At 68.2% G+C, this 21057-nt stretch carries 18 protein-coding genes; 5 read left to right on the top strand and 13 right to left on the bottom strand.

Annotation, left to right across the window (positions count from 1 at the left end; genetic code table 11):
• Positions 1-3: 3 nt before the first annotated feature.
• The 7 genes from V9K99_RS40515 to V9K99_RS40485 all read right to left on the bottom strand — a co-directional run bounded on the left by V9K99_RS40515 (position 4) and on the right by V9K99_RS40485 (position 8160).
• Positions 4-2376, bottom strand: a complete 2373-nt coding sequence (locus V9K99_RS40515) for a glycoside hydrolase family 65 protein (protein WP_337007996.1) — start codon at positions 2374-2376, stop codon at positions 4-6.
• Positions 2373-3122, bottom strand: coding sequence for a beta-phosphoglucomutase family hydrolase (locus tag V9K99_RS40510; RefSeq protein WP_337007994.1), 750 nt, complete (start codon positions 3120-3122; stop codon positions 2373-2375). The genes V9K99_RS40515 and V9K99_RS40510 overlap by 4 nt, the downstream gene beginning before the upstream one ends.
• Before the next feature lie 175 nt (positions 3123-3297).
• A complete protein-coding gene (locus V9K99_RS40505; protein ID WP_337007992.1) occupies positions 3298-4266 on the bottom strand; it encodes an RNA polymerase subunit sigma-70 in 969 nt (322 codons plus the stop codon).
• Complete coding sequence (locus V9K99_RS40500; RefSeq protein ID WP_337007990.1) at positions 4263-4679, bottom strand: VOC family protein; 417 nt, start codon at positions 4677-4679, stop codon at positions 4263-4265. The genes V9K99_RS40505 and V9K99_RS40500 overlap by 4 nt, the downstream gene beginning before the upstream one ends.
• Before the next feature lie 77 nt (positions 4680-4756).
• Positions 4757-5062, bottom strand: a complete 306-nt coding sequence (locus V9K99_RS40495) for a protease inhibitor I42 family protein (protein WP_337007988.1) — start codon at positions 5060-5062, stop codon at positions 4757-4759.
• A 10-nt stretch (positions 5063-5072) separates the two neighbouring features.
• Entirely contained in the window at positions 5073-7001 is a 1929-nt protein-coding gene (locus V9K99_RS40490; RefSeq protein WP_337007986.1) for a C1 family peptidase, read from the bottom strand.
• 145 nt (positions 7002-7146) lie between these two features.
• Entirely contained in the window at positions 7147-8160 is a 1014-nt protein-coding gene (locus V9K99_RS40485; RefSeq protein WP_337007984.1) for an acetylxylan esterase, read from the bottom strand.
• Between the two features lie 61 nt (positions 8161-8221).
• Between V9K99_RS40485 and V9K99_RS40480 the strand changes: the two genes are divergently transcribed.
• Positions 8222-9733 carry a sulfatase family protein gene (locus tag V9K99_RS40480; RefSeq protein WP_337007982.1) on the top strand — a complete coding sequence of 504 codons (1512 nt, stop codon included), beginning with the start codon at positions 8222-8224 and terminating at the stop codon, positions 9731-9733.
• Positions 9734-9739: 6 nt separating this feature from the next.
• Here the strand turns inward: V9K99_RS40480 and V9K99_RS40475 are convergent, their stop codons facing one another.
• A complete protein-coding gene (locus V9K99_RS40475; protein WP_337007981.1) occupies positions 9740-10063 on the bottom strand; it encodes a hypothetical protein in 324 nt (107 codons plus the stop codon).
• 250 nt (positions 10064-10313) lie between these two features.
• Here V9K99_RS40475 and V9K99_RS40470 point away from each other — a divergent pair, with 250 nt between their 5' ends.
• Both V9K99_RS40470 and V9K99_RS40465 read left to right on the top strand, forming a co-directional pair.
• Positions 10314-10556: a hypothetical protein gene (locus V9K99_RS40470; protein ID WP_337007979.1), complete on the top strand. Its 243-nt coding sequence runs from the start codon at positions 10314-10316 to the stop codon at positions 10554-10556.
• Positions 10557-10590: 34 nt separating this feature from the next.
• The gene (locus V9K99_RS40465; RefSeq protein WP_337007977.1) at positions 10591-11163 is read left to right on the top strand and encodes a GNAT family N-acetyltransferase; all 573 of its coding nucleotides are present in this window, start codon (positions 10591-10593) and stop codon (positions 11161-11163) included.
• 10 nt (positions 11164-11173) lie between these two features.
• On the opposite strand, the gene V9K99_RS40460 is transcribed toward V9K99_RS40465, so the two are convergent.
• Positions 11174-11830, bottom strand: coding sequence for a response regulator transcription factor (locus tag V9K99_RS40460; protein WP_337007975.1), 657 nt, complete (start codon positions 11828-11830; stop codon positions 11174-11176).
• Entirely contained in the window at positions 11827-12963 is a 1137-nt protein-coding gene (locus tag V9K99_RS40455; RefSeq protein ID WP_337007973.1) for a sensor histidine kinase, read from the bottom strand. Before V9K99_RS40455 ends, V9K99_RS40460 begins: the two co-directional genes overlap by 4 nt.
• A 159-nt stretch (positions 12964-13122) precedes the next feature.
• Here V9K99_RS40455 and V9K99_RS40450 point away from each other — a divergent pair, with 159 nt between their 5' ends.
• Together V9K99_RS40450 and V9K99_RS40445 are read left to right on the top strand one after the other, a co-directional pair.
• The gene (locus tag V9K99_RS40450; protein ID WP_337007971.1) at positions 13123-15294 is read left to right on the top strand and encodes an MMPL family transporter; all 2172 of its coding nucleotides are present in this window, start codon (positions 13123-13125) and stop codon (positions 15292-15294) included.
• Positions 15295-15368: 74 nt separating this feature from the next.
• Entirely contained in the window at positions 15369-15515 is a 147-nt protein-coding gene (locus V9K99_RS40445; RefSeq protein ID WP_337007969.1) for a hypothetical protein, read from the top strand.
• Here the strand turns inward: V9K99_RS40445 and V9K99_RS40440 are convergent.
• From V9K99_RS40440 to V9K99_RS40430, 3 genes are read right to left on the bottom strand one after another with little or no spacing between them, the layout of a single operon-like run.
• Positions 15503-16360, bottom strand: a complete 858-nt coding sequence (locus V9K99_RS40440) for an NAD-dependent epimerase/dehydratase family protein (protein ID WP_337007967.1) — start codon at positions 16358-16360, stop codon at positions 15503-15505. The genes V9K99_RS40445 and V9K99_RS40440 overlap by 13 nt on opposite strands.
• Positions 16357-18675: a hypothetical protein gene (locus V9K99_RS40435; RefSeq protein ID WP_337007965.1), complete on the bottom strand. Its 2319-nt coding sequence runs from the start codon at positions 18673-18675 to the stop codon at positions 16357-16359. The genes V9K99_RS40440 and V9K99_RS40435 overlap by 4 nt, the downstream gene beginning before the upstream one ends.
• The gene (locus V9K99_RS40430; RefSeq protein ID WP_337007963.1) at positions 18672-21041 is read right to left on the bottom strand and encodes a hypothetical protein; all 2370 of its coding nucleotides are present in this window, start codon (positions 21039-21041) and stop codon (positions 18672-18674) included. Before V9K99_RS40430 ends, V9K99_RS40435 begins: the two co-directional genes overlap by 4 nt.
• Between the last annotated feature and the right edge of the window lie 16 nt (positions 21042-21057).

Here is a 21057-nt window from a genome sequence, read left to right as displayed (position 1 = left end):
CACTCAGCCGGTCAAGCCGTTCTGAGCCAGGGCTGAGAGCGGCTCGCGGCCGGGAGGCTGGGCGGGGCGGGGCAAGAGGGGGGTTCGTTTGTTCAGCAGGCGGGTCACCGGGCTGTCGGGAGTCACGGTGACCTGCTCGCCCACGTGTTTGAAGGAGACGCTGCAGTCGGCGCCGTCGTGGACCGTGTACGTGACCTCGAGTTCGGTGATGTCCACCTTCAACCGGGCGCCGCGCCAGCGGATCGAGAAGGTCAGCTGCGACATGCCATGCGGCAGCGCCGGGTCGAAGCACAGGCAGCCATCGCGCTCGCGCAGGCCGCCGAAGCCGGCGACGAGTGCGGTCCACGCCCCGGCCAGTGAGGCCATGTGCAGTCCGTCGCCGGTGTTGTGGTGCAGGTTCCGCATGTCGATCAGCGCCGCCTCGTAGGCGTAGTCGTAGGCGAGATCGAGGTGGCCGACCTCGGCCGCCATCACGGCCTGGACGCAGGCGGACAGCGATGAGTCGCGCACCGTCAGCCGCTCGTAGTAGTCGAAGTTGCGCGCCTTCTCCTCCGCGGTGAACGCGTCACCACACCAGTACGTCGCGAGCATCAGATCCGCCTGCTTGATCACCTGCTTGCGATAGAGCTGGAAGTACGGCGCATGCAGCATCAGCGGGTACTTGCCCTTGTACGCCTCGAAGTCCCACTCGGCGTACCGGGTGAATCCCTCCGACTGCGGATGGACGCCGAGCTCCTCGTCGTACGGCACATGCACAGCGGCGGCCGCGTCCCGCCAGGCCGCCTCCTCCTCGCTGTCGACGCCGAGCTCGCGGGCCCGGGCCGGATGCCGCCCCGCGGTCTCCGCCGCCGCTCGCAGGTTCCGCGCGGCCATCAGATTGGTGAAGACGTTGTCATCGGCAACTGCGCTGTACTCGTCCGGCCCGGTCACACCAGGAAGGTGCCAGCGGCCGTTCCGGTCGTGGTGACCGAGCGACATCCACAACCGCGCGGTCTCGACCAGCAACTCCAGCCCGACCTCTTCGAGGAACTGGTCGTCACCGGTCGCGGTGTGATACCTCATCACCGCTTCGGCGATATCCGCGTTGATGTGGAAGGCCGCCGTACCCGCGGGCCAATAACCGGAGCACTCCTGTCCACGGATCGTCCGCCACGGGAACGCAGCCCCACGCAGCCCCAGTACGGCGGCCCGCTCGCGAGCCTGGTCGAGGATCGAGTGTCGCCATCGGAGCGCATCGGCGGCCGCGTCGGGCAGCGTGTAGTTGAGCACCGGCAGGACGAACCCCTCGGTGTCCCAGAACGTGTGCCCGTCGTAGCCGGCACCGGTCAGACCCTTCGACGGGATCGCCCGGCGCTCGGCCCGGGCACCGGACTGCAACACGTGGAACAGGGCGAACCGGACCGCCTGCTGCAGCTCGGGATGACCGTGCACCTCCACGTCGGCGCCGTCCCAGAAGTCGTCCAGGAACTCGGTCTGCTGCGTGGTCAGCCCGTCCCAGCCGGAGAAGCGGGCACTGGCCAGCGCGGCCGCGACCTGGTCCCGGATCGCGGTCTCGGTCCGAAGGCTCGACCAGCCGTAGGCCAGGTACTTCACCACTCGCAGCGTCTCCCCCGGCTGCAACTGGCAGATCACCGTCGAGCGGGCCCAGTCCTCCCGTACGTCGAGGTCCATCGCGTAGCGAACCGAGGTGTCGACCTCGTGCGCCATCGCGGCCGCCATCAACTGGCGACTGCGCGTGGTCCGGTGGATCAGGACGACGCCGTTGTCACCGCCGTCGTGGCTGACCGGCTTGAGCGGGTTGTCGAGCACCGCCGCGACCCGGGGATCGTCGGACAGCTTCGGCTGGGTCTCGTTCGCGACCAGCTCGGACTGGATCACGAACCTGGCCGGCTGGTCGACCGGCTCGACGACGTACTCGATCGCGGCGATCGCGCGCTGGGTCAGGGACACCATCCGGCGGCTGCGGACCCGGATCCGCTTGCCGCCCGGCGAGGTCCAGTCCACGTCGCGTTCCAGAATGCCGGTGCGAAAGTCGAGGGACCGCTCGTGCCGACTCAGGTAGCCGTAGCGGATGTCGAACGGCGAGTCGTCCACCAGCAGCCGGATCAGCTTGCCGTTCGTGACATCGACCAGCGTCTGGCCAGACTCGGGGTAGCCGTAGCCGGCCTCGGCGTACGGGAGTGGGCGCTGCTCGTAGAAGGAGTTCAGATAGGTGCCCGGGATCGCGTACGGCTCGCCCTCGTCGAGGTTGCCGCGCAACCCGATGTGACCGTTCGACAGCGCGAACAACGACTCCGACTGGGCCAGCTTGTCGAGCGCGAGCCTGGTCTCGCGCAACCGCCACGGCTCGATCGGGTGGTGCCCACGGTCGATCATCGGTGCTCCTCCCCCAGCAGCTCGGCCAGGTCCTGGACGACGACATCCGCGCCGTGGGTCTTGAGCTCGTCGGCCTGGCCGACGCGGTCGACACCGACCACGAGACCGAACCCACCGGCCTGCCCCGCGGCCACTCCGGCCAGCGCGTCCTCGAACACCGCCGCCTCGGCCGGATCGACCCCGAACCGCTGTGCCGCGGCCAGGAACGTGTCCGGAGCCGGCTTCCCGAGCAGCCCCTCGGTGCGAATCGTCACCCCGTCCACCACCTCCTCGACGTACGGCGCAAGTCCGGTGACCTCGAGTACTTCGCGAGTATTGGCACTCGACGACACCACAGCCCGCCGGAGACCGGCCTTCTCAACAGCTTGCAGGTACCGGCGCGATCCCTCGAAGACCGCCACGCCCTCGGTCCGGATCCGCCGCTGGACGGCCGCGTTCTTCCGGTTGCCGAGGCCGTTGATCGTCATCGCGTCCGGTGGATCGTCCGCGGTGCCGTCGGGCAGGTGGATCCCGCGGGAGGTGAGGAAGTCCCGGACGCCGTTGCTCCGCGGCTTGCCGTCGACGTGTTCGTCGTACTCGGCCCGGGCGTCGAACGGCCGGAACGGGACGCCGTGCTGCTCCGCGTATGCGCGGAGGAACTCGTCGAACATCTCCTTCCAGGCGGCGGCATGCACCGCGGCGGTGTCCGTCAGCACACCGTCCAGATCGAACAAGCAGGCCCTGATCCCCGTCGGCAGTCCCAGCATGCTTCCAGACTAGGTGGTGTCTGGTGATCCCACGCCGTCGCGAGCAGGTGCTCGGTGCGGTGCATCGGCGTGCTGGAGCGAAGGTCTCGATGCGGAGCATCGTGGCCTTTGCTCCAGTGCGGCGAGGTGCCGTGCCGAGTGCCGCGCAGTAGGCGGGGGATCGCCAGACACCACCTCAGGTCGTCAGCTGAAGCGGGAGGCCGAAGGCGGGGAAGCGGGAGTAGCCGAAGGTCGTGATCTCGGCGATCTTGCCGTCGCCGACCCGCAGCACGTCCAGCTTGAACGCGCGCCACACCGTGTCCCCCGGCCGGAGCAGGTACGACGCAGCCGCGGGCATCCGGTTCGCCAAGGTCGGAACCAGTCGCCACTCGCCGTCCCGGTCCGGCCCGAACGCACGCTCGAAGAGCGGAAGGCACGCCTCGAGCCCCGCGAAGGAGAGCTGGTCCGGCGGCATCGAGATCCGGATGTCCTCGGCCGCGATCGCGATGGCGGCGGCCGCGTCACATCGCTCGTGCGCGTCGATGAACCTGTCCAGCAACTCCCGCTCCTCGGCGGTCGGCCGCGGCGCACTCCAGTCGGTACGACGAGCCGGCAAGCGTTGCTGCATTGTCGCCCGGGCCCGCTGCAGCGCGCTGTTCGCCGCAGCCACGCTGGTCTCGAGCAACTCGGCCGTGTCGTTCGCCGACCAGCCGAGCACGTCCCGCGCGATCAGTGCGCCCCGCTGCCGAGGCGGCAGCGACTGCAGCGCCACCAGGAACGCAAGCTCGATCGTCTCCCGATCGACGACCACCGCGTCGGGCTGGTCGGTGGATGGGGCGATCTCATCCAGCAACTCGTCCGGATACGGCTGCAACCACACCATCTCGCCCGGTGACGCGGCCTGCCGCCTGGCGTGCCGCCGGGCCGCGTCCAGGCAGACGTTGGTCGCGATCCGGTAGAGCCAGGCGCGGAAGTACGTCCGGCCGTCGTACCCGTCCCGACCGCGCCAGGCCCGCAGCAACGTCTCCTGTACGGCGTCCTCCGCATCGTCGAAGGACGCCAGCATCCGGTAACAGTGCACATGCAACTCGCGCCGGTACCGCCCGGCAAGGTCGGCGAACGCGGCCTCATCACCCGCGAACGCCGCCTCCTCGACTGTGGTCATGGTTTGACCTTGCCGACCTCCTGGACCGTCCAGCCGTTGCCGTCCGGGTCGGAGAAGGTCAGGTACGTGCCGTAGTCGGGCCGGTCCGGGTGCAGGCCGGGCTGCTGGCCCTCGGCGCCGAAGTGGAACGGCTCGCTCACCTCGACACCCCGCTCGACCAGCTCGGCCCGCGCCGCCTCGATGTCGTTCACCACCAGGTGCGTGCCTTGATAAGCCCCCGGAGCAGCCGTAGTCAGGCCGGTGCCGATCGTGATCGAGCAGGCCGAACCCGGCGGGGTCAGCTGCACCACCCGGAACGACTCACCCGCGCTGTGGTCGACGTCCTCGGCGAACCCGAGCTGCTCGGTGTAGAACTTCTTCGCCCGGTCGACGTCCGACACCGGGACGATGACGAGTTCGAGTTTCCAGTCCATTGCGGCCTCCCGCGGTTCCGGTCGGTCACAGTCTGACCGACGCTGTCCTTCGTTGAAACGACAGCGCCGGCCAGAACTCATCGGTGCGTCGATGGTCCGATGATCACCACCTGACGTTCCAGCGGTTCCCCGGCGGGCGTCCGGCGCAGCAGGAACACCAGTTCCGCGCCGTCCGGATCGCGGAGCTCCAGCCGGAACGTCCTGGTCCCGCCTCCGCCCGCGAGCCGGCCGGGGTCCGGAGTGAAGCTCGCACTCAGGACCTCGACCGCGTCCGCGCCGTCCGCGAGCACCCATCGGTACCCCGTCGTGGGCGACTCCGGGATTGCGACCTCGACCGGCTCACCGGACGTGGTGACCCGGATCGCCGGACGTTCTCTCGTCACTGGAACCAGCTCACTCGTACCAGAAGTTGTCCTTCAGCGCCTCGTTCGCGCCGACCGACCAGACTTCCATGCTGTTCGGGATCCGCGACACCGCGGCCAGTCCGCCGTTGAGCGACGTACTGTTCGGCGGCGCCAGGTCGAAGGTCTGCCACGACTGGCCGTCGTACCAGAAGGAGTCCCGGGCGGAGCCGTTCGCGCCGGTCCACCAGACCTCCATGCTGTTCGGGATCCGCGACACCGCGGCGACTCCACCAGCCAGCGATGCACTGCCGGCCGGAGCGAGCTCGTAGCGCGTCCACTGGCCGCCGTCGTACCAGTAGGCCGCCTGCAGCGAACCGTTCGCGCCGACCCACCACAGCTCCATGCTGTTCGGGATCCGCGAGACCGCGGCGACACCGCCGTCCTTCGACGCGCTGTCGGCGGGAGCGATCTCGTAGCGCGACCACTGGCCGCCGTCGTACCAGTACGCCGCCTGCAGCGAACCGTTCGCGCCGACCCACCAGACCTCCATGCTGTTCGGGATCCGCGAGACCGCCGCGATGCCACCGTTCGGTGAAGCGCTGCCGGCCGGGGCGATCTCGTACCGCGACCACTGGCCACCGTCGTACCAGTACGCCGCCTGGACCGAGCCGTTCGCGCCGACCCACCAGACCTCCATGCTGTTCGGGATCCGCGACACGGCCGCGATACCGCCGTTCAGCGAGGCGCTGCCGGCGGGAGCCAGCTCATACCGCGACCACTGACCACCGTCATACCAGTACGCCGCCTGCACCGAGCCGTCAGCACCGATCCACCACGTCTCCATGCTGTTCGGGATCCGCGACACCGCCGCGATGCCACCGTTCGGTGAAGCGCTGCCGGCTGGGGCCAGCTCGAAGTTCTGCCAGGGGTTGCCTTCGTACCAGAACGCGTCCCGGACGGAGCCGCCCGGACCGACCCAGAACACCTCCATGCTGCTGGGGATGCGCGAAACCGCGGCCACGCCGCCGGTCGCCGCCGCTGTCTGCGGCCCGGTCAGCTCGAAGCTCTTCCAGCCACCCGGCACCTTGACGCCCTCGACCCCGTACATCGGGAACCGGTTCAGCGAGCCGTCCGAGTCGCGGTCGTTGCTGGTGTCATCGATCCCGCACTCGCCGTACCCGATCCGGAAGAACCCGTCGTCGCCCCATTTCGACGTCCACGAGTTCTTGGCGATCCAGCAGCGATCGGCGTCGTTGTAGCCGACGATCTCCACACAGTGGTAGCCGGCCGCACGGCCGGACGTGTGGCGGTAGACACCGCTGGTGTAGCTGAAGAAGTCGTCGTACACCTGGAAGACGGCGCAGACCGGTCCACGCGTGGCCAGCCACTGCTTGCGCTCCGCGGTGGTCACCAGCGTCTTGTAACCGGTCGGCGTGTAGAGCTGGTGATCACGGTCCGGGTGGAGCCGGCAACTGGGGTTGCCGTTGGCATCGAACGCACTGGAGTAGGGGAACAGCGCCTCCAACGGGAGGCCGCGCCGCTTGGCCTCGTCGAGCGCGCTGCTCGGCCACCAGCCGCCGCAGCTCGCACCGTGTGCGGAGCAGAAGTGCAGATCCGCCTCGCTGAGATCGACGGTCTCGCCGACGGCGATCGACACGGTCGACTCGATCGTTGCGCAGACACAGAAGGACACACAGGAACCACAGCCACCCTGGTCCTTCACCGGGGAGACGTGGTTCCGGCCGCCGATGTCGCGCCAGTCGACGGCGGCGGGCAGGTTCTGGATGGCGGTGGCGACGCGCGAACGGCTGGCGTACTCCGCCACCACGTCCCGCGGCACGTTGACACCGAGCAATCTGGCAGCCAACTGCTGCCGGCGCCCCGGCTGCGGCTCCTTGCCCGCACGAGCCGACGGCTCCCCTGACGCCTCCTGTTCGAGCAACTCGAGAATTTCGGATACCTGGTCGAATGCAGACACGACTCCCCCTCCGGCGAAGACAATTGGATGCCTTCACGCTCCTCGACGGAGGGGGGCCGGACAATCAACCTTCCCGATCTCTGCGCGGAAGGGAAGGCAGGTCGGGTCGGTGCGGGAACCCCCTTGTTCACAAGGGGGTTTCCCTTCAAGCGCGCGACTGGAAGATGTTCGCGAACCAGTCGAGCTGGGCGTCCTGCTGGTAGGTCTGGCCGCCCTCGTGCTCGTTGTGGGAGTAGACCTTGATGTCCTTGGCAACCGGGGTGTCCGACTCGGTGCCGTAGGCGTTGTAGGCGGCGAAGACTGTCGATGGCGGGCAGGTTTGATCCATCAGCGCGACGGAGAAGAGGGTCGGCGCGGTGGCCAGGCGGCCGAGGTTGACGCCGTCGAAGTAGCTCAGCGTCCGGTACGCCGTCTCGACCTCGTTCCGGAAGCCCTTCAGGTACCGGGTGATCTCGCCGTACGGGTCCTTGTCGGTGATCTGCAGGGCGCGCTCGAAGTGGCACAGGAACGGGACGTCCGGTGCACACCCGACCAGGTCGATCCCGGCCAGGCCGGCCAGGCCGGCGGCCGCGATCGAGATGCCGCCGCCCTGGCTGCCGCCGGTGACGACGATCCGGTCCGGGTCCACGAACTCCGACGTCCGGACCGCCTCGAGGGCGCGGACGGCGTCGATGAAGACGCGACGGTAGTAGTAGGTCTCCGGGTCGGTGATGCCGGCGGTCATGAACCCCGGCGCGTGGTTCAGACCGGCGTACGCGCTGTCGTCAGGGGTCGCGCCCGGGTTGCCGCCGCTGTAGCCCTGACCGCGGGTGTCCATCTGGAAATGGGCGTAACCGGCCTGGGCCCACAGGTTCCCGGTGTGCGGGAAGCCGCGGCCGCCGGAGTAGCCGAAGTACTGCACCACGGTCGGCAGCGGTCCCGTCGTCCCCGCGGGAACGTGCAGCCAGCCCTTGATCGGCGCACCGCCGAAGCCGGCGAACGTGACGTCGTAGGTGTCGATCACCGCGAGCTTGTTGTCGATCGGGGTGAAGGTGGCGGACAGGTCGTCGGTACGCGCCTTCTCGATGGAACGGCGCCAGAAGTCGACAAGGTCGGCGGGGGCGGCCACCTCGGGCCGGTACTCACGGAGCTTGTCGAGGGAAAGATCGAACATGGCCATGAGCAACCAAGGTAAAGCAGGTACGGCGCCCGCGCGGCCGCTGTGTCCGATGCTGGACACTATGACCTCATCCCCCAACATCGTCTTCATCATGTCCGACGACCACGCCGCGCACGCGATCTCGGCGTACGGGAGCAAGGTCAACGAGACCCCGCACCTGGACCGGCTGGCGGCACAGGGTGTCCGGATGGATGCGACGTACTGCACGAACTCCATCTGCTCGCCCTCGCGGGCGTCCATCCTGACCGGCACCTACAGCCACATCAACGGGGTCGCGTCGATCTTCACCGAGATCGACTACCGCATCCCCACCTTTGCCGAGGTGCTGCACTCCTCGGGCTACCAGACTGCCCTGTTCGGGAAGTGGCACCTCGGCGAGCGACCCGAGTCCGCGCCGCGGCACTTCGACGCGTGGAAGGTGTTTCCCGGCCAGGGTGATTACGTCGATCCGCTGATGATCGGGCCGGACGGAGCCGAGACCGTGCCCGGGTACGCGACCGACATCGTCACCGACCAGAGCATCGACTGGATCCGCGACCGCGACCAGGACCGGCCGTTCCTGCTGTTGGTGCATCACAAGGCGCCGCATCGGCCGTGGGTGCCGGACGAGAAGCACAAGGAGCTTTACCCGATCGGTTCCATCCCGGAGCCGAGCACGCTCTTCGACGATCACAGCTCCCGGAGCCGGGCTGTGCGCGGCGTCCGGATGTCCGTGGCCGACGACCTCAGCTCGGACGAACTCGGTGAGGAACTGCCGGCCGAACTGCGGGGGCCGGATCGGCGGGTCGAGCGGATGCGATGGAAGTACCAGCGTTATCTGCGCGACTACCTGCAGTGCGTGCAGTCGATCGACGACAACGTCGGGCGGTTGCTCGACACGTTGGACGCTGAGGGATTGGCCGAGGACACCGTGGTCGTCTATACGTCCGACCAGGGTTTCTTCCTCGGCGACCACGGGTGGTTCGACAAGCGGCTGATGTTCGACGAGTCGTTGCAGATGCCGATGCTGGTCCGCTGGCCGGCCTCGATCCCCGCGGGCAGTAGCTGTGGCGCGATGGTCACCAACGTCGACTTCGCGGCAACCTTCCTCGACATGGCCGGGCTGGATCCGGCTGTGGCGTTACCGACCTCGCAGGGCCGGAGCTTCCTGCCGTTGCTGCGCGGCTCGGCGGTCCCGGACTGGCCCGACGCCGTGTACTACCGGTACTGGGAACACGACGACCCGATCCACCACGCGCCGGCGCATTACGGCGTACGGACGAAGGATTTCAAACTCATCCACTACTACGGCGCCGGCCTCGGCGTCCCCGGGTCGTCGGAGCGGCTGTTCGAGCCCGAGTGGGAGTTGTACGACCTCCGCACCGATCCCGAGGAACTGGTCAACGTCGACGACGATCCGTCGTACGCCGAAGTCCGCGCCACCCTGACCACCCGCCTGGCCGAACTCCAACGTCACTACGCCGACAACCCCTACGGGGGTACGACGACCCCGCGGCCGGACTGGTCCTGGGCCGACGAGAAGTCGCTGGAGGCCGTCGCCGCCTACACGAAGACGCTCCGCTCGGACGCCTGACTGCGGCTAGGGGGTCGACGGTTCGGAGGTGGCAGTCAGCCGGAGGAAGATCAGCAGCAGGGCGAGTAGCGGCAGTACGAGGGTCCAGGCGGTCGCCAGTGAGGCGGCCAGGCCGCCGATGATCAACGCACCGAGTGACAGTCGCGGCCGGGACTGTAACCGGAGAGTGCTGAGGAGGATCAACGTGCCGCCGCCGACCAGCGTCCCGAACCAGTACGCCAAGCCGCCGTCACCGGTCACGATGGCGCGAATGGTCTCCGCCACCCCCAGGAGCACGAAGAGCACGCCCAGACCGATCCCCAGCCGGCGAGTGAGAACCTGACGGCGCATGGCAACCCCTAGCTGACGAGCCGACCTGAGGTCAGAGTACGCCGGCCGCGGGCTGGCGGCTGCTCACCACAGCCCGCCGGCCCAAACCCGGCCGGGGGTCCCTTGGGTTAGGGACTTTCGGCCCTGTCTGAGCCCGGGGGTTGATGGTTCGATCCTCTACGAGCCTGTCGGTCGGTGGATCGGGCATATCGCAGGGTGGCGGTATGTGCCTGGGGGCAGGGGGTCGTGTCCCCAGGATGTGGAGTTGCCGATGCCCAGACACCTCGAAGCCCCGTTCCCCGAATCCGAGGTCGACGTCGCGATCGAGACCTATTTCCGCGACGGGTCGTGGCACACCCGCCGGGGCGACTGCCCCCGGCCGTTCGCGTCCGGAACCCGGCGGGAACACCTGATCACGATGGGCGTGGACGTCGCCCGCTGGAACGGCCTGTCCCACATCATCCGCGACACCGACGGCACCATCCTCGAGATCAACGTCTACGTCACCAGGTAGGTCAGTGAGTCGCCACCTCTGACATTGTGGGGACATGGCGATCGAGGTTCGTGCAGCTTCAGTGTTCGAGGATGTTCGGGCTGTGCTGGGCCCGAAGTCCCCGGATGCCAATGTCTGCTGGTGCCTGAGCTACCGGATCCCGTCCAAGCTCAACAACGAGCTCCGCGGTCCGGCCCGCGGTGAGTACGTCGCCGAGCTGTGCCACGCGGAGCTCGCTCCCGGCGTCCTCGCGTACGACGGTGACGAGCCGGTCGGCTGGGCCGCGGTCGCACCACGCTCGGAGACCTCGTTCGCGCGCAATCGCAAGATCCCGCACGTCGACGATCTGCCGGTCTGGTCGCTGTGGTGCGTCCGCGTCCGTCCCGGTCACCGCAAGCAGGGCATCTCGCATGCTCTGATCGCCGGCGCCGTCGAGTTCGCCCGCGATCACGGTGCGCCGGCGATCGAGGCGTACCCCTTGGACAACGGCGACGCCAAGGTCGATCTGACGATGGCGTACCCCGGTCTCCGCAAGAACTTCGAACGCGCCGGCTTCACCAAGGCCGCCGCCACCACCTCCGTCCTAGCCGGCCACCCCCGAATCCTGATGCGCCTCGACCTCCGCTGACCCCCGGAGCTCAGCGGTGGATGCGGCCGGTTTCGTAGGCCCACATGACGATTTCGACCCGGTTGCGGGCGTTGAGTTTGGTCATGATGCTGGCGAGGTGGGTCTTGACGGTGCTGAGGCTGACGTGGAGGTCGGCGGCGATCTCGGCGTTCGTCCGGCCTTGGGCGACGGTGACCAGGACCTGCTCCTCTCGCCCGGTGAGTGGTTCGACGGGCTGCGCCGGCGGGCGTCCGCGGTGTACGTCCGAGAACGCGGCGAGCAGGCGGGCAGTGATGCTTGGGGCGATCAAGGCGTCACCGTCGGCCGCAGCGTGGATTGCCTGGATGAGCAGCGCGGGTCCGGAGTCCTTGAGTAGGAAGCCGCGGGCACCCGCCTTGAGCGCACCGTGCACGTACTCGTCGAGGTCGAAGGTGGTGATCACCACGATCGCGAGCGGGTCCTCGACACCAGGGCCGGCGAGCTCACGAGTCGCCGCGATCCCATCCATACCGGGCATCCGGATGTCGAACAGGCACACGTCGGGACGCAGCCGACGGGCGAGTTCGACCGCCTCGTGGCCGTCGGCCGCCTGACCGACCACCTCGATCCCGGGTTGGGCATCGAGAATCATCGCGAGCCCGGTGCGGATGAGGTCCTGGTCGTCGGCGACGAGCACCCGGATGGTCATCGGGCCGCCCTCGGCAGGGTCGCCTCGACGATCCAGCCGCGGTCGGGACCAGGCCCCGCCTCCAGGAGACCGCCGAGGAGCATCGCTCGTTCGTTCATCCCGATCAGGCCATAGCCCAACGGGTTCCGCGCGGTCGAGCCGGCGTCCCCGTTGTCGGAGACGGTCAGGCGCACACAGTCCGCGTCGCCGGTGACGCGGACGTCGATCCGGGTCGCGTGCCGCGCATGGCGTACGGCGTTCGTGATCGACTCCTGCGCGATGCGATAGATCGCCGTACCGATCGATGACCCGAGGTTCTCCAGGTCGCCGGACAGGTGTAGCTCGACCCGGTCTCCTACGCTGCTTGCCAGCCGCTCGAGATCGGCCACTCCCGGCTGCGGGACCAGGACCGGTGATCCGTTGTCGCGGAGGCCGCCGACCATGATGCGCATCTCGGCGAGAGTGCGCGAGGCCTCTGTCTCGATCACCGCGAGAGCGTCCAGCGCGGCCTCGGGGTTCGTCGCGGCGACGACCCGACCGGCTTGCGCCCGGATCGCGATGGCCGAGACGTGGTGAGCGACCGTGTCATGCAGTTCACGGGCCAACTGCTCGCGCTCGCGGAGCCGCACCCGATCGAGCTCGCGCATCCGGGACGTCGCCCAGTTCCGGATCGCGACACCGAGCGTCGCGGGGAACAGCAGGACCATGCTGCCGAACACCGACTCGACGACGCTGGTGAAGTCGCTGACGAGCCCCAGGACCAGAGCGACCAGGATGATCGCCAGCCCGATCCCGATCTCGCGGCCCGATCCCCAGCGAACGAGCGAGTACGGCAGCAGCAACACGCAGGCCGTGGTGTTGAGGCCCACCGGTCCGCCGGAGGTCATCAGGGTCGCGATGTCGGCAACGACCAGAAGACCGAAGGCAGCGGCCACCGCGGCAAGAGGGTGGGTACGACGCCACAGCAAGGCGCAAGCGGCGACCAGCGCGACCACGAGCGCGACAGGTCGCCAGACCACCTGCTCACGCAGAACGCCTTCGAGGATCGCCGTCGGCACGAGCACCGCCACGAGCGCCCAGTCCCGCCAGACCCGCCGGGGTGGGTTGGGCGCCCGCGATACGGCCCAGAGTGCGCGGGCGGCGTTGGTCAGCATGACCTCAGCGTAGAGACCCCGGACGCGCCCGCGGATCAGCCCAAAGTACGGCGCGCCGATCGGCCGGTCGGCCAAGGAAGGTCGGGCCGTTCGCCCGAGGTGCCGGCCGCCTTGCCCTCGCCACGATGTGACCACATTCGTCGCTGGAGGGGATCAAGGATGATGTCGAATTCGCTGTACCGGTTGGGCCGGTTCGCCGCGCGTCGACCGTGGGCTGTGATCGGGACGTGGCTGGTCCTGTCCGTGCTCGTGGTGGCGGCGTCCACCACGTTCGGTCAAAAGCTCGAGGACTCCTTCGGAGCACCGGGGGTCGATTCCCAGCACGCGACCGACCTGCTGTCGGCCGCCGGCTCGGATCAGGCCGGCCTCACCGCACAGGTCGTCGTGACACCCCGCGACGACCGGGTGACATTCTTCGAACCTGAGGCACGGGCAGCTCTGGCGCAAGTCCAGTCGGCGGCGGCCGAGCTGCCGCACGTGCTGGGAACCAGCGATCCCGCGGGTACGACGACCGCGACCCCCGGCGTCCTTTCACCAGACGGCCGGGTCGCGATCATCCGGCTTCAGTACCCGGTGCTGGAGGAACTGGACCGGCAAGACCTCGCGAACCTGAAGGCGTTCGCGGACCGGGCCGGCCAGGAGCTCCGGATCGAGCTGGGCGGCGACCTGTTCTTCGCGTTCGAGGAACCCGAGAGCGGACTCGGCGAGGTGATCGGCCTGGCCGCCGCGATCGTCGTACTGCTGCTGGCGTTCGGATCGATCATCGCGATGGGGCTGCCGATCGGGATGGCGCTGTTCGGTCTCGCGCTCGGTATCAGCTCGATGGCCCTGGTCGACTACCTGATCGACATTCCGAGCTGGGCACCGGTGCTCGGCAGCATGGTCGGCCTCGGGGTGGGCATCGACTACGCGCTGATCCTCGTCACTCGGCACCGCGAGAACCTCGCGCATGGGATGACGGTCGAGGAGTCGGCCGGACGCGCTGTCGCCACCGCGGGTCAGTCCGTCGTCTTCGCCGGTGGCACGGTCGTCATCGCGATCCTCGGGCTGGCCGTGGCCGGCGTACCGTTCATGACTGGCGGTGGCGTCGCCATCTCGCTGATCGTGCTGACCATGGTGCTCATGTCGATCACCTTGCTCCCGGCGTTCCTGGGTCTTGCGGGGCACTGGATCAACCGTCTTGGATTCCGGCGCAGGGCAACCTCCTCCCCCGGGCTGGGCTGGCAACGCTGGGGACGGCACGTCGCCAGGAATGCCGGTGCCTACGCGGTCGCCGCCACGGTCCTGCTCCTGGCGCTCGCCGCGCCGGTGCTGGCACTCCAGGTCGGCACGCCTGACGACGGTTCCCTTCCCGACAGCCGGACGCAGCGCCGCGCCTACGATCTCGTCGCCGACGGCTTCGGCCCCGGCATCAACGGGCCGTTGGTGATCGCCGTCGACATCTCGAAGGACGCGAGCGTCGTACCGCTGCTTGTGGAGGCTGTCGGGGCCGACCAGGGGATCGCCGACGTCGCGCCGGCGGAGGTGAACGCCGCGGCTGGAGTAGCCACGTTGGTCGCGTTCCCGACCACTGGGCCGCAGGACGACGCCACGGTTGCCACGATCAAGCGTCTCCGGGCGGAGGTCCTGCCGGCGGTGATCGGTGCGAGCCCGGCCAAGGCCCACGTCGGTGGTCAGACGGCGAGTCTGGCCGATGTCGGTGATCGGGTCAGGGAACGCCTTCTGTTGTTCATCGGCGCGGTGATCCTGTTGTCCGTCGTACTCCTGACCGTGGTCTTCCGCTCGATCGTCGTACCGCTGAAGGCCGCGTTGATGAACCTGCTGAGCATCGGGGCCTCGTTCGGGGTGATGGTGATGGTCTTCCAGTGGGGCTGGGGCGCGGACCTGATCGGGCTGGAGGCGACAGTGCCGATCATCCCGTTCATCCCGATGTTCATGTTCGCGATTCTGTTCGGGCTCTCGATGGACTACGAGGTGTTCCTGCTCTCCAGGATCCGGGAGGAGTACCTGGCCACGGGCGACAACGACGCCTCGGTCGTCCGCGGGATCGCGTCCACCGGACGAGTGATCACGTCGGCCGCGCTGATCATGATCTGCGTCTTCCTGAGCTTCGTGCTGAACGACGATCCGAGCACGAAGATGTTCGGCCTCGGCCTGGCCACCGCCGTCTTCGTCGACGCGACCGTCATCCGCCTGGTCCTGGTCCCGGCCGTGATGAAACTGCTCGGTCCCGCCAACTGGTGGCTCCCCGCCTGGCTGGCCCGCCTGCTCCCCACGGCCCAGGTACGTCGCCCAGACGCTCTCCCCACCGAGGAGCGCGCCCTGGTCTGAGGTCAACCGGCCTCGTTGCACCCAATTTATGGCTAGAAGGGGAAGGGGCGAGGGGTGGAGCGGGAGGTGATCCATTGGAGTTCGGTGAAGTCCTCGGCGGCGAAGGTGACGCCGAAGCGGCCCCAGCCAGTGTCCTTCAGGCCGCCGAACGTCTCGTCAAAGCCTTCACCGAAACCCGCTGGACCACCCTCCGCAGCCAGCCCCCCGCCTACCCGTTCTGATCGAGCTCGAAGTCAGCTTTGAAGCCCAGCAGATCCTGGGCAGCGGACAGGTCCAAAGGGGACGAGCGACCGGGCAGCTCGGCACGGATCCGGGTCGTCGGGTGGTATCGACGAAGCAGATCCATCGTCGGGTACGGCGCGAGCGTGCGAGCCGCCGCGACAAGGACGACATGTGCGCCGGACCGGCGGACGTCCAACCCCAGCAGCGCTGCTCGGGCGGCGTCACCGGTCTCCAAGTAGGACCAGAGGTCGGCCGCTCCAACAGCTGGATCGTCCGCGACCTGCCGGGCCCTGGACAGCAGGCGTTCGGAGCAACCGCCGACGAAGGGATACCGCAGCGCGACCACGGTCATCCCGTGACGTCGCGCCATCATCGCCGCGGTCAACTCGTCGGCCTGCTTCGACAAGGCATAAGGGTCCTCGGCGTGACTCGGCAGCTCCACGTCGACTGGCACGTACGCCGGGCTGAGTGGACTGCTCGCGAATGGCAGCCCATTCGCGGCGAAACTGCTCGCCACGACCGCGTTCCGCACACCAGCCCGGCCGGCCTCCTCGAGGACAGTGAAGGTAGCGAGCGTGTTGTCCCCGAACACCTCGTACGGCGTACCACTGTGGGGCGCCGGCCGGGCCGAGAGGTGGACGACACCATCCACGCCGACCATCGCGTCCCGGACCCGGTCGGCGTCACACGCGTTGCCCTCGACGACTCGCACATCCTCGGACGACAGCAGGCCCCCGGTGCCGGGCAACACGAGAGCCGTCACGGCGGTACGACGTTCGAGCAGCGCCGTCACCACCGCACGGCCGATGCGGCCGGCGGCTCCGGTGACGAGGACGCGCTTCATCCGAGGTGGATGAGCTGCTCGGGACGCGCCGACAGCCCTTGATAGATCTTCGGCGCGCCGTCGAGGGTGATGGTGATCCGCCCACCCTGGCCGGTGAGCACCCGGCGCCTGCCGATGCAGTCGATCTCGACGACCTTCGCGCCCGGAACAGCGAGGCGCGTCTTGCTCGGCCAGTCGTCCTGCCAGACCTCCGGGTGCGGGTAGTACGACTGGTTCGGCTCGTGATCCGCGTTGAGCAGGTAACCGTCCTGGCGACTCCACAGGACCGTCATCGGACCGTCCGGCGTCTCGAACAGCAGCCCGCGCAAATGCCGGTCGATCCTGGCGAGGTCCAACCAGCGCACGAACTCGGCTTCCTCGAGCACCCGGGTCCCCGTGGCGAACGCGAGCAGCGATGGTTTGGCGGACAGATCGCGATTCATCAGGCCGAAGTGGTACTCCGGATTGGCCGGCATCGCCTCCTGCGGGTGATGGATCGTGCTGTCGTGCAACTGGTACCAGTTCACCCCGTCGACGCCCTCGGCCTTGGCCAGCGCCATCGTCAGCAGAACGTTCTCGGCCGCCTGACGCATGGTGTCGTTCCACCAGTGGTTCGGCCGGGTGCAGGCGTAGGCCTCGGTCAGCCAGAGTTCCTTGTCGCCGCCGTACTCCTGGATCCGGCGCTTCGCCTCGCGGACGCCACCGAGGAAGTTCCAGTACGTCCCGTTGTCGCCGGTGACCCACTCGTCCGGCGTCGGCGCGTAGTCCGGGGTGAAGTTCCCCCGGCCCGGGTGGAAGGCGAAGGCGTCGATCAGGTCCCAGCCGCCGTGTGCGTGGAAGCTGTCCACCCAGTTGACGTCCATGCCGCCGAGGCCGGTGTTCATCACCTTCACGTCGTACCCGACCTCGGCGAGGCGATCGACGACCGGCCGGAGACCGTCGCGGATGTACTTGTCGGCGTAGAGACCGGACATCCACGGCTGGTTGCGCTCGTTGTCGACCTCGAAGTAGCGGGCCCGGGCGGCGACCACGACATCGACGAGCTCGGCCGCCCACGCCTTGGCCTGCTCCGGTGTCGAGTCGAAGACCACATCGCCGTGCTGGATGTTCGGCATGATGCCCATGGCCTCCAGCTCGGCCGGCGGGATCCCGGGCGCACCGTCGTACGCGATCCGCACCGAGGCGACACCGATCTTCGTCAGCAGGGTGGCGACGTCCTCCTTGCTGGGCTTCAGCAGCCACGGGTAGTTCGCGATGCCGAACATGCCGCCGCCTCGATAGTCGTACGACGCCAGCGTGGCCAGCGTGGTCCGGGCGAAGGCCTCGGCACCGCTCGTAGTTGCTTTCACCTCGACGAACGCGACACCTTGCTGGTCGAGGCCCGGGACCACGATGGTCCGGTCGGCACTCTGCCCCGGCGCCAGGGTGACCACGGTCGATCCCTGGGTGAGCGTCGTACCGTCGAAGTCGCGGGCGAACCAGCTCAGCGTCACCGGCATGGTCGACGTACCGCCGGCGACGACCTGGACGTGGACGGGCATCGGCTGACCGGTCTCGTACCAGAGGTTGAACGGCTGGTCGGTCCACAGGTCGACCCCGACCGGACGCCCGACGGCGGCCGCGTTCGCGGCGACTTCCCGCAGTTGGCCGAGCAGGAGATCGGCTTCGTGCACGAGTACGCCGAACGCGTCGTACGTGCCGCCGATGTGCATCCACGACGGTGTCGTCCATCCGGGGCGGCTCGATGCGAGCCGGAAGTAGGCGTTCGTGTCGGCCCAGGTCTCGGTGTAGAGGATGCCGTCGTTGGTCTCGTACGGAACTCCCCCACCCGCGTCGCGGTTCCACCGGGTGACCGCGGTCGCGTACTCGGCCGCGGTCGGATTCACCACAGCCCGGTTGAACTGGGAGTTCAGGTACATCTGGTTCGAGCTGGTCGCGTCCCAGCGCATGTGCAACCGCCGCGCGGTGACGTCGAACGTCCCGGTGATCGCAATCGTGCTCGCCCCGGCGCCCATCGTGTAGTTCACCCGGATCGCCTGCCGGCCGTCCGCGAGTGTGATCAGCGACGGTGTCCCACCGAACGTGCGCTGCCCGCCGAGCACCGTGTCCTTCACCTGGAAGTGCGCGATCCGGATCCGCTCGGTCCCCGCTCCGTCGCTGACCACGATCGTCCCGTCGGTCTGGGCGGTGATCGCGATACCGTCCGCACTGAGGCGGTACGCCGTCGCGGCCCGGGCAGCGCCCGCCGGGAGCAGTCCCCCGGCGACCCCGGCGACGGCCAGGGATCCGGCCACGAAGGTACGGCGGGACGGCCGGGACTGTTCGTGTTCTGTCATGACGTTCCTCCAGTGCTCTGCAGGGGAAGGGCGAGACCGATGAAAATGCGCGGTGAGCCGTCGAGCGTGACGGTGACCTGCGAGTTGCTCGCCTGGTGGGTAGCGACGTCCATACCGAGACAGTTCAGTTCCCGGACGGTCGTGGTCGCGGCCGGTGTGGGCACGGTGACCGGGGTCTTCGTCGGCCACATGTCCTCCCAGGGTTCGGGAGTGCGGTAGTACTCGGTGTTCGTGGCGATCCGGCGGTCCGGATCGTTGTTGAGGATGTAGCCGTCCTTGCGGGACCACAGGATGTTGACCTTGCCGACCGGGCTGTCGAAGACGAGACCGAACAGCTGCGGGTCACCCAGCTCGGCCCAGCCGAGCCAGTCGGTCGGATCGACCTGGTCGAGCCACCGCGCGACGGTCGCGAAGGCGAGTAGCGAAGGCTTCGCGCTGAGATCGCGGTTCAGCAGTCCGTGGTGATATTCCGGATTGCCCGGATCGCTCTCCATCGGCTGGAACTGGATCGAGTCGTTGAGGGTGTACCAGGTGACGCAGCGGACGCCGTACACCTTCGCCAGCGCGAGCTGCAGCAGCACGTTCTCCGCTGCGTGGCGGAACGTGTCGGACCACCATCGGTTCGGCAGCGTCCCGGCGTACGCTTCGGTGAGCCAGAGCTCTTTGTTGCCGTTGGCATCTGCGTAGGAGCGAGCCTTGTCGAGGGTGCCGTGGAAGTTCCAGCGGGTCTCGTTCGACCACGGTTCCGGTGGCTCGTAGTCGGCCACATAGTTGCCTCGTCCCGGGTGATACGCGAGGACGTCGACTTCGTCCCAGCCACCGGCGTCACCGAAGTCCTGCAGCCACTGCTCGGGGAACCCGGCCAGCCCGCAGTGCATCACCTTGAAGGTGGCACTCCTCTCGACCATTGCCGTACGCAACGGTTTCAGCACGTTGTCGACGTACTGCTGGGGCGTGTTCTCCGGCGCGGTGAGGTTCAGTTCGTTGCCGCATTCGTAGTAGTGAGCGCCGGAGTACATCGCCCGGCCCACCATGTCGTCCGCCCAGGCCGTGGCCGTGTCGCCACCACCCCACGGAAGCTCGTCCTTGACCAACTGCAGGTTGTGCAGGAAGCCCTTCTGATCCAGCAGCTCCACCGTCGGACCGGGCGAGGCGCCGAACCCGTTGTAGGCCTTGTACGCCGTCCGGACCCACTTCATCCCGATCAGCTTCATCAGGTCGAGTACGGCGGTACCGGACGGCCGCTCGAGGTAGGCGAAGTTCGCCATCCCGAACATGCTGTCCGCGGCATCGCCATAGGTGTACGTCGACAGCACGGCCAACGTGGTCCGGGCGAACGCGACCTCCGTCGTACCGTCGTACACGGCCGCCTCGACGAAGCGGATGTCGCGACTGCCGAGCGATACCGGGAAGGTCGCGTTCCAGATGTTGCGGGCGCCGGCCGTGCCACTCGCCGTACCCGTCGTCTGGCCGCCGTTCCAGTCCCGCACCACCCAGTCGACGCGGACGTTCCGCGCGGTCAGGCCGGCGTTGGAGACCTGCAGGTTGACCGTCTTGGACCCACCGGTGTTCCAGAGGTTGAACGGCTGGTCGGTCCACAGGTCGATGCCCAGATCACCGTCGCGAGCGATCACGCCGGCCGAGTGCGGCCGCATCACACCGAGCACGATGTTCGTCTCGATGAAGCCGCTGGAGGCGCTGACGGCCGTCCCGACCGCGTGCAGGTAGCCATTGTTGCTGAAGCCGATCGTGCTCTGCGGGACGCGGATGAACGCGCGGTTGTCCGACCAGGTGTAGGAGTAGCAGACGCCGTTGGTGGTCTCGAACGGGATGCCGCCACGGAGCTCACCCGTGTCGGGATCGCGATCCCGGTTCCACAGCGCCACCGGGTCGTAGTCCTCGGTCGCGGTCCCCATCACCGCGCGGGCGAGCCGGAAGCTGTCGGACCTGAGGTTCGCGACCCCGGTCACGTCCCAGCGCACCCGGGCCTTCCGCAGTCCGACCGTGAACGTTCCGACGACCTGGCCGATCGGCGCCGTGTAGGTGATCGTGAACTGCTGGGCACTGTTCTGGACGATCGAGGTGATCCCGGTCGTTCGCAGGATGATCTTGTCCTCACCCGACATGTAGGCGTACTCGAAGGTCGTCAGGTTGAAGCGATGGACGCCGCCCCCGTCGAGCACTTTGACGTAGCCGCTGTCAGGTACGGCGACCAGCACGACAGTCGGGTTCGTCGCAGAATCGGCGATCTGGACCTCGGCGGCATACGCCGGAGTCGACGGCAGCGTCGTACCGAGGACGGTGGCGGCCACCGTGCCTCCGAGCACGGCGCGCCTGCTGAGGTTGAGCGGATCAGGCACGGACATCGGGGACCTTCCTTCC

This window comes from Kribbella sp. CCNWLW201 (assembly GCF_037203805.1).
GTDB lineage: Bacteria > Actinomycetota > Actinomycetes > Propionibacteriales > Kribbellaceae > Kribbella.
This window is presented reverse-complemented; position numbering and strand designations above follow the sequence as displayed.

Bases quoted from the DNA above. Each gene is read 5' to 3' on its own strand.
- V9K99_RS40515 (WP_337007996.1), bottom strand. From the start codon at position 2,376: ATGATCGACCGTGGGCACCACCCGATCGAGCCGTGGCGGTTGCGCGAG.
- V9K99_RS40510 (WP_337007994.1), bottom strand. From the start codon at position 3,122: ATGCTGGGACTGCCGACGGGGATCAGGGCCTGCTTGTTCGATCTGGAC.
- V9K99_RS40505 (WP_337007992.1), bottom strand. From the start codon at position 4,266: ATGACCACAGTCGAGGAGGCGGCGTTCGCGGGTGATGAGGCCGCGTTC.
- V9K99_RS40500 (WP_337007990.1), bottom strand. From the start codon at position 4,679: ATGGACTGGAAACTCGAACTCGTCATCGTCCCGGTGTCGGACGTCGAC.
- V9K99_RS40485 (WP_337007984.1), bottom strand. From the start codon at position 8,160: ATGGCCATGTTCGATCTTTCCCTCGACAAGCTCCGTGAGTACCGGCCC.
- V9K99_RS40480 (WP_337007982.1), top strand. From the start codon at position 8,222: ATGACCTCATCCCCCAACATCGTCTTCATCATGTCCGACGACCACGCC.
- V9K99_RS40475 (WP_337007981.1), bottom strand. From the start codon at position 10,063: ATGCGCCGTCAGGTTCTCACTCGCCGGCTGGGGATCGGTCTGGGCGTG.
- V9K99_RS40470 (WP_337007979.1), top strand. From the start codon at position 10,314: ATGCCCAGACACCTCGAAGCCCCGTTCCCCGAATCCGAGGTCGACGTC.
- V9K99_RS40465 (WP_337007977.1), top strand. From the start codon at position 10,591: ATGGCGATCGAGGTTCGTGCAGCTTCAGTGTTCGAGGATGTTCGGGCT.
- V9K99_RS40460 (WP_337007975.1), bottom strand. From the start codon at position 11,830: ATGACCATCCGGGTGCTCGTCGCCGACGACCAGGACCTCATCCGCACC.
- V9K99_RS40455 (WP_337007973.1), bottom strand. From the start codon at position 12,963: ATGCTGACCAACGCCGCCCGCGCACTCTGGGCCGTATCGCGGGCGCCC.
- V9K99_RS40450 (WP_337007971.1), top strand. From the start codon at position 13,123: ATGATGTCGAATTCGCTGTACCGGTTGGGCCGGTTCGCCGCGCGTCGA.
- V9K99_RS40440 (WP_337007967.1), bottom strand. From the start codon at position 16,360: ATGAAGCGCGTCCTCGTCACCGGAGCCGCCGGCCGCATCGGCCGTGCG.
- V9K99_RS40435 (WP_337007965.1), bottom strand. From the start codon at position 18,675: ATGACAGAACACGAACAGTCCCGGCCGTCCCGCCGTACCTTCGTGGCC.
- V9K99_RS40430 (WP_337007963.1), bottom strand. From the start codon at position 21,041: ATGTCCGTGCCTGATCCGCTCAACCTCAGCAGGCGCGCCGTGCTCGGA.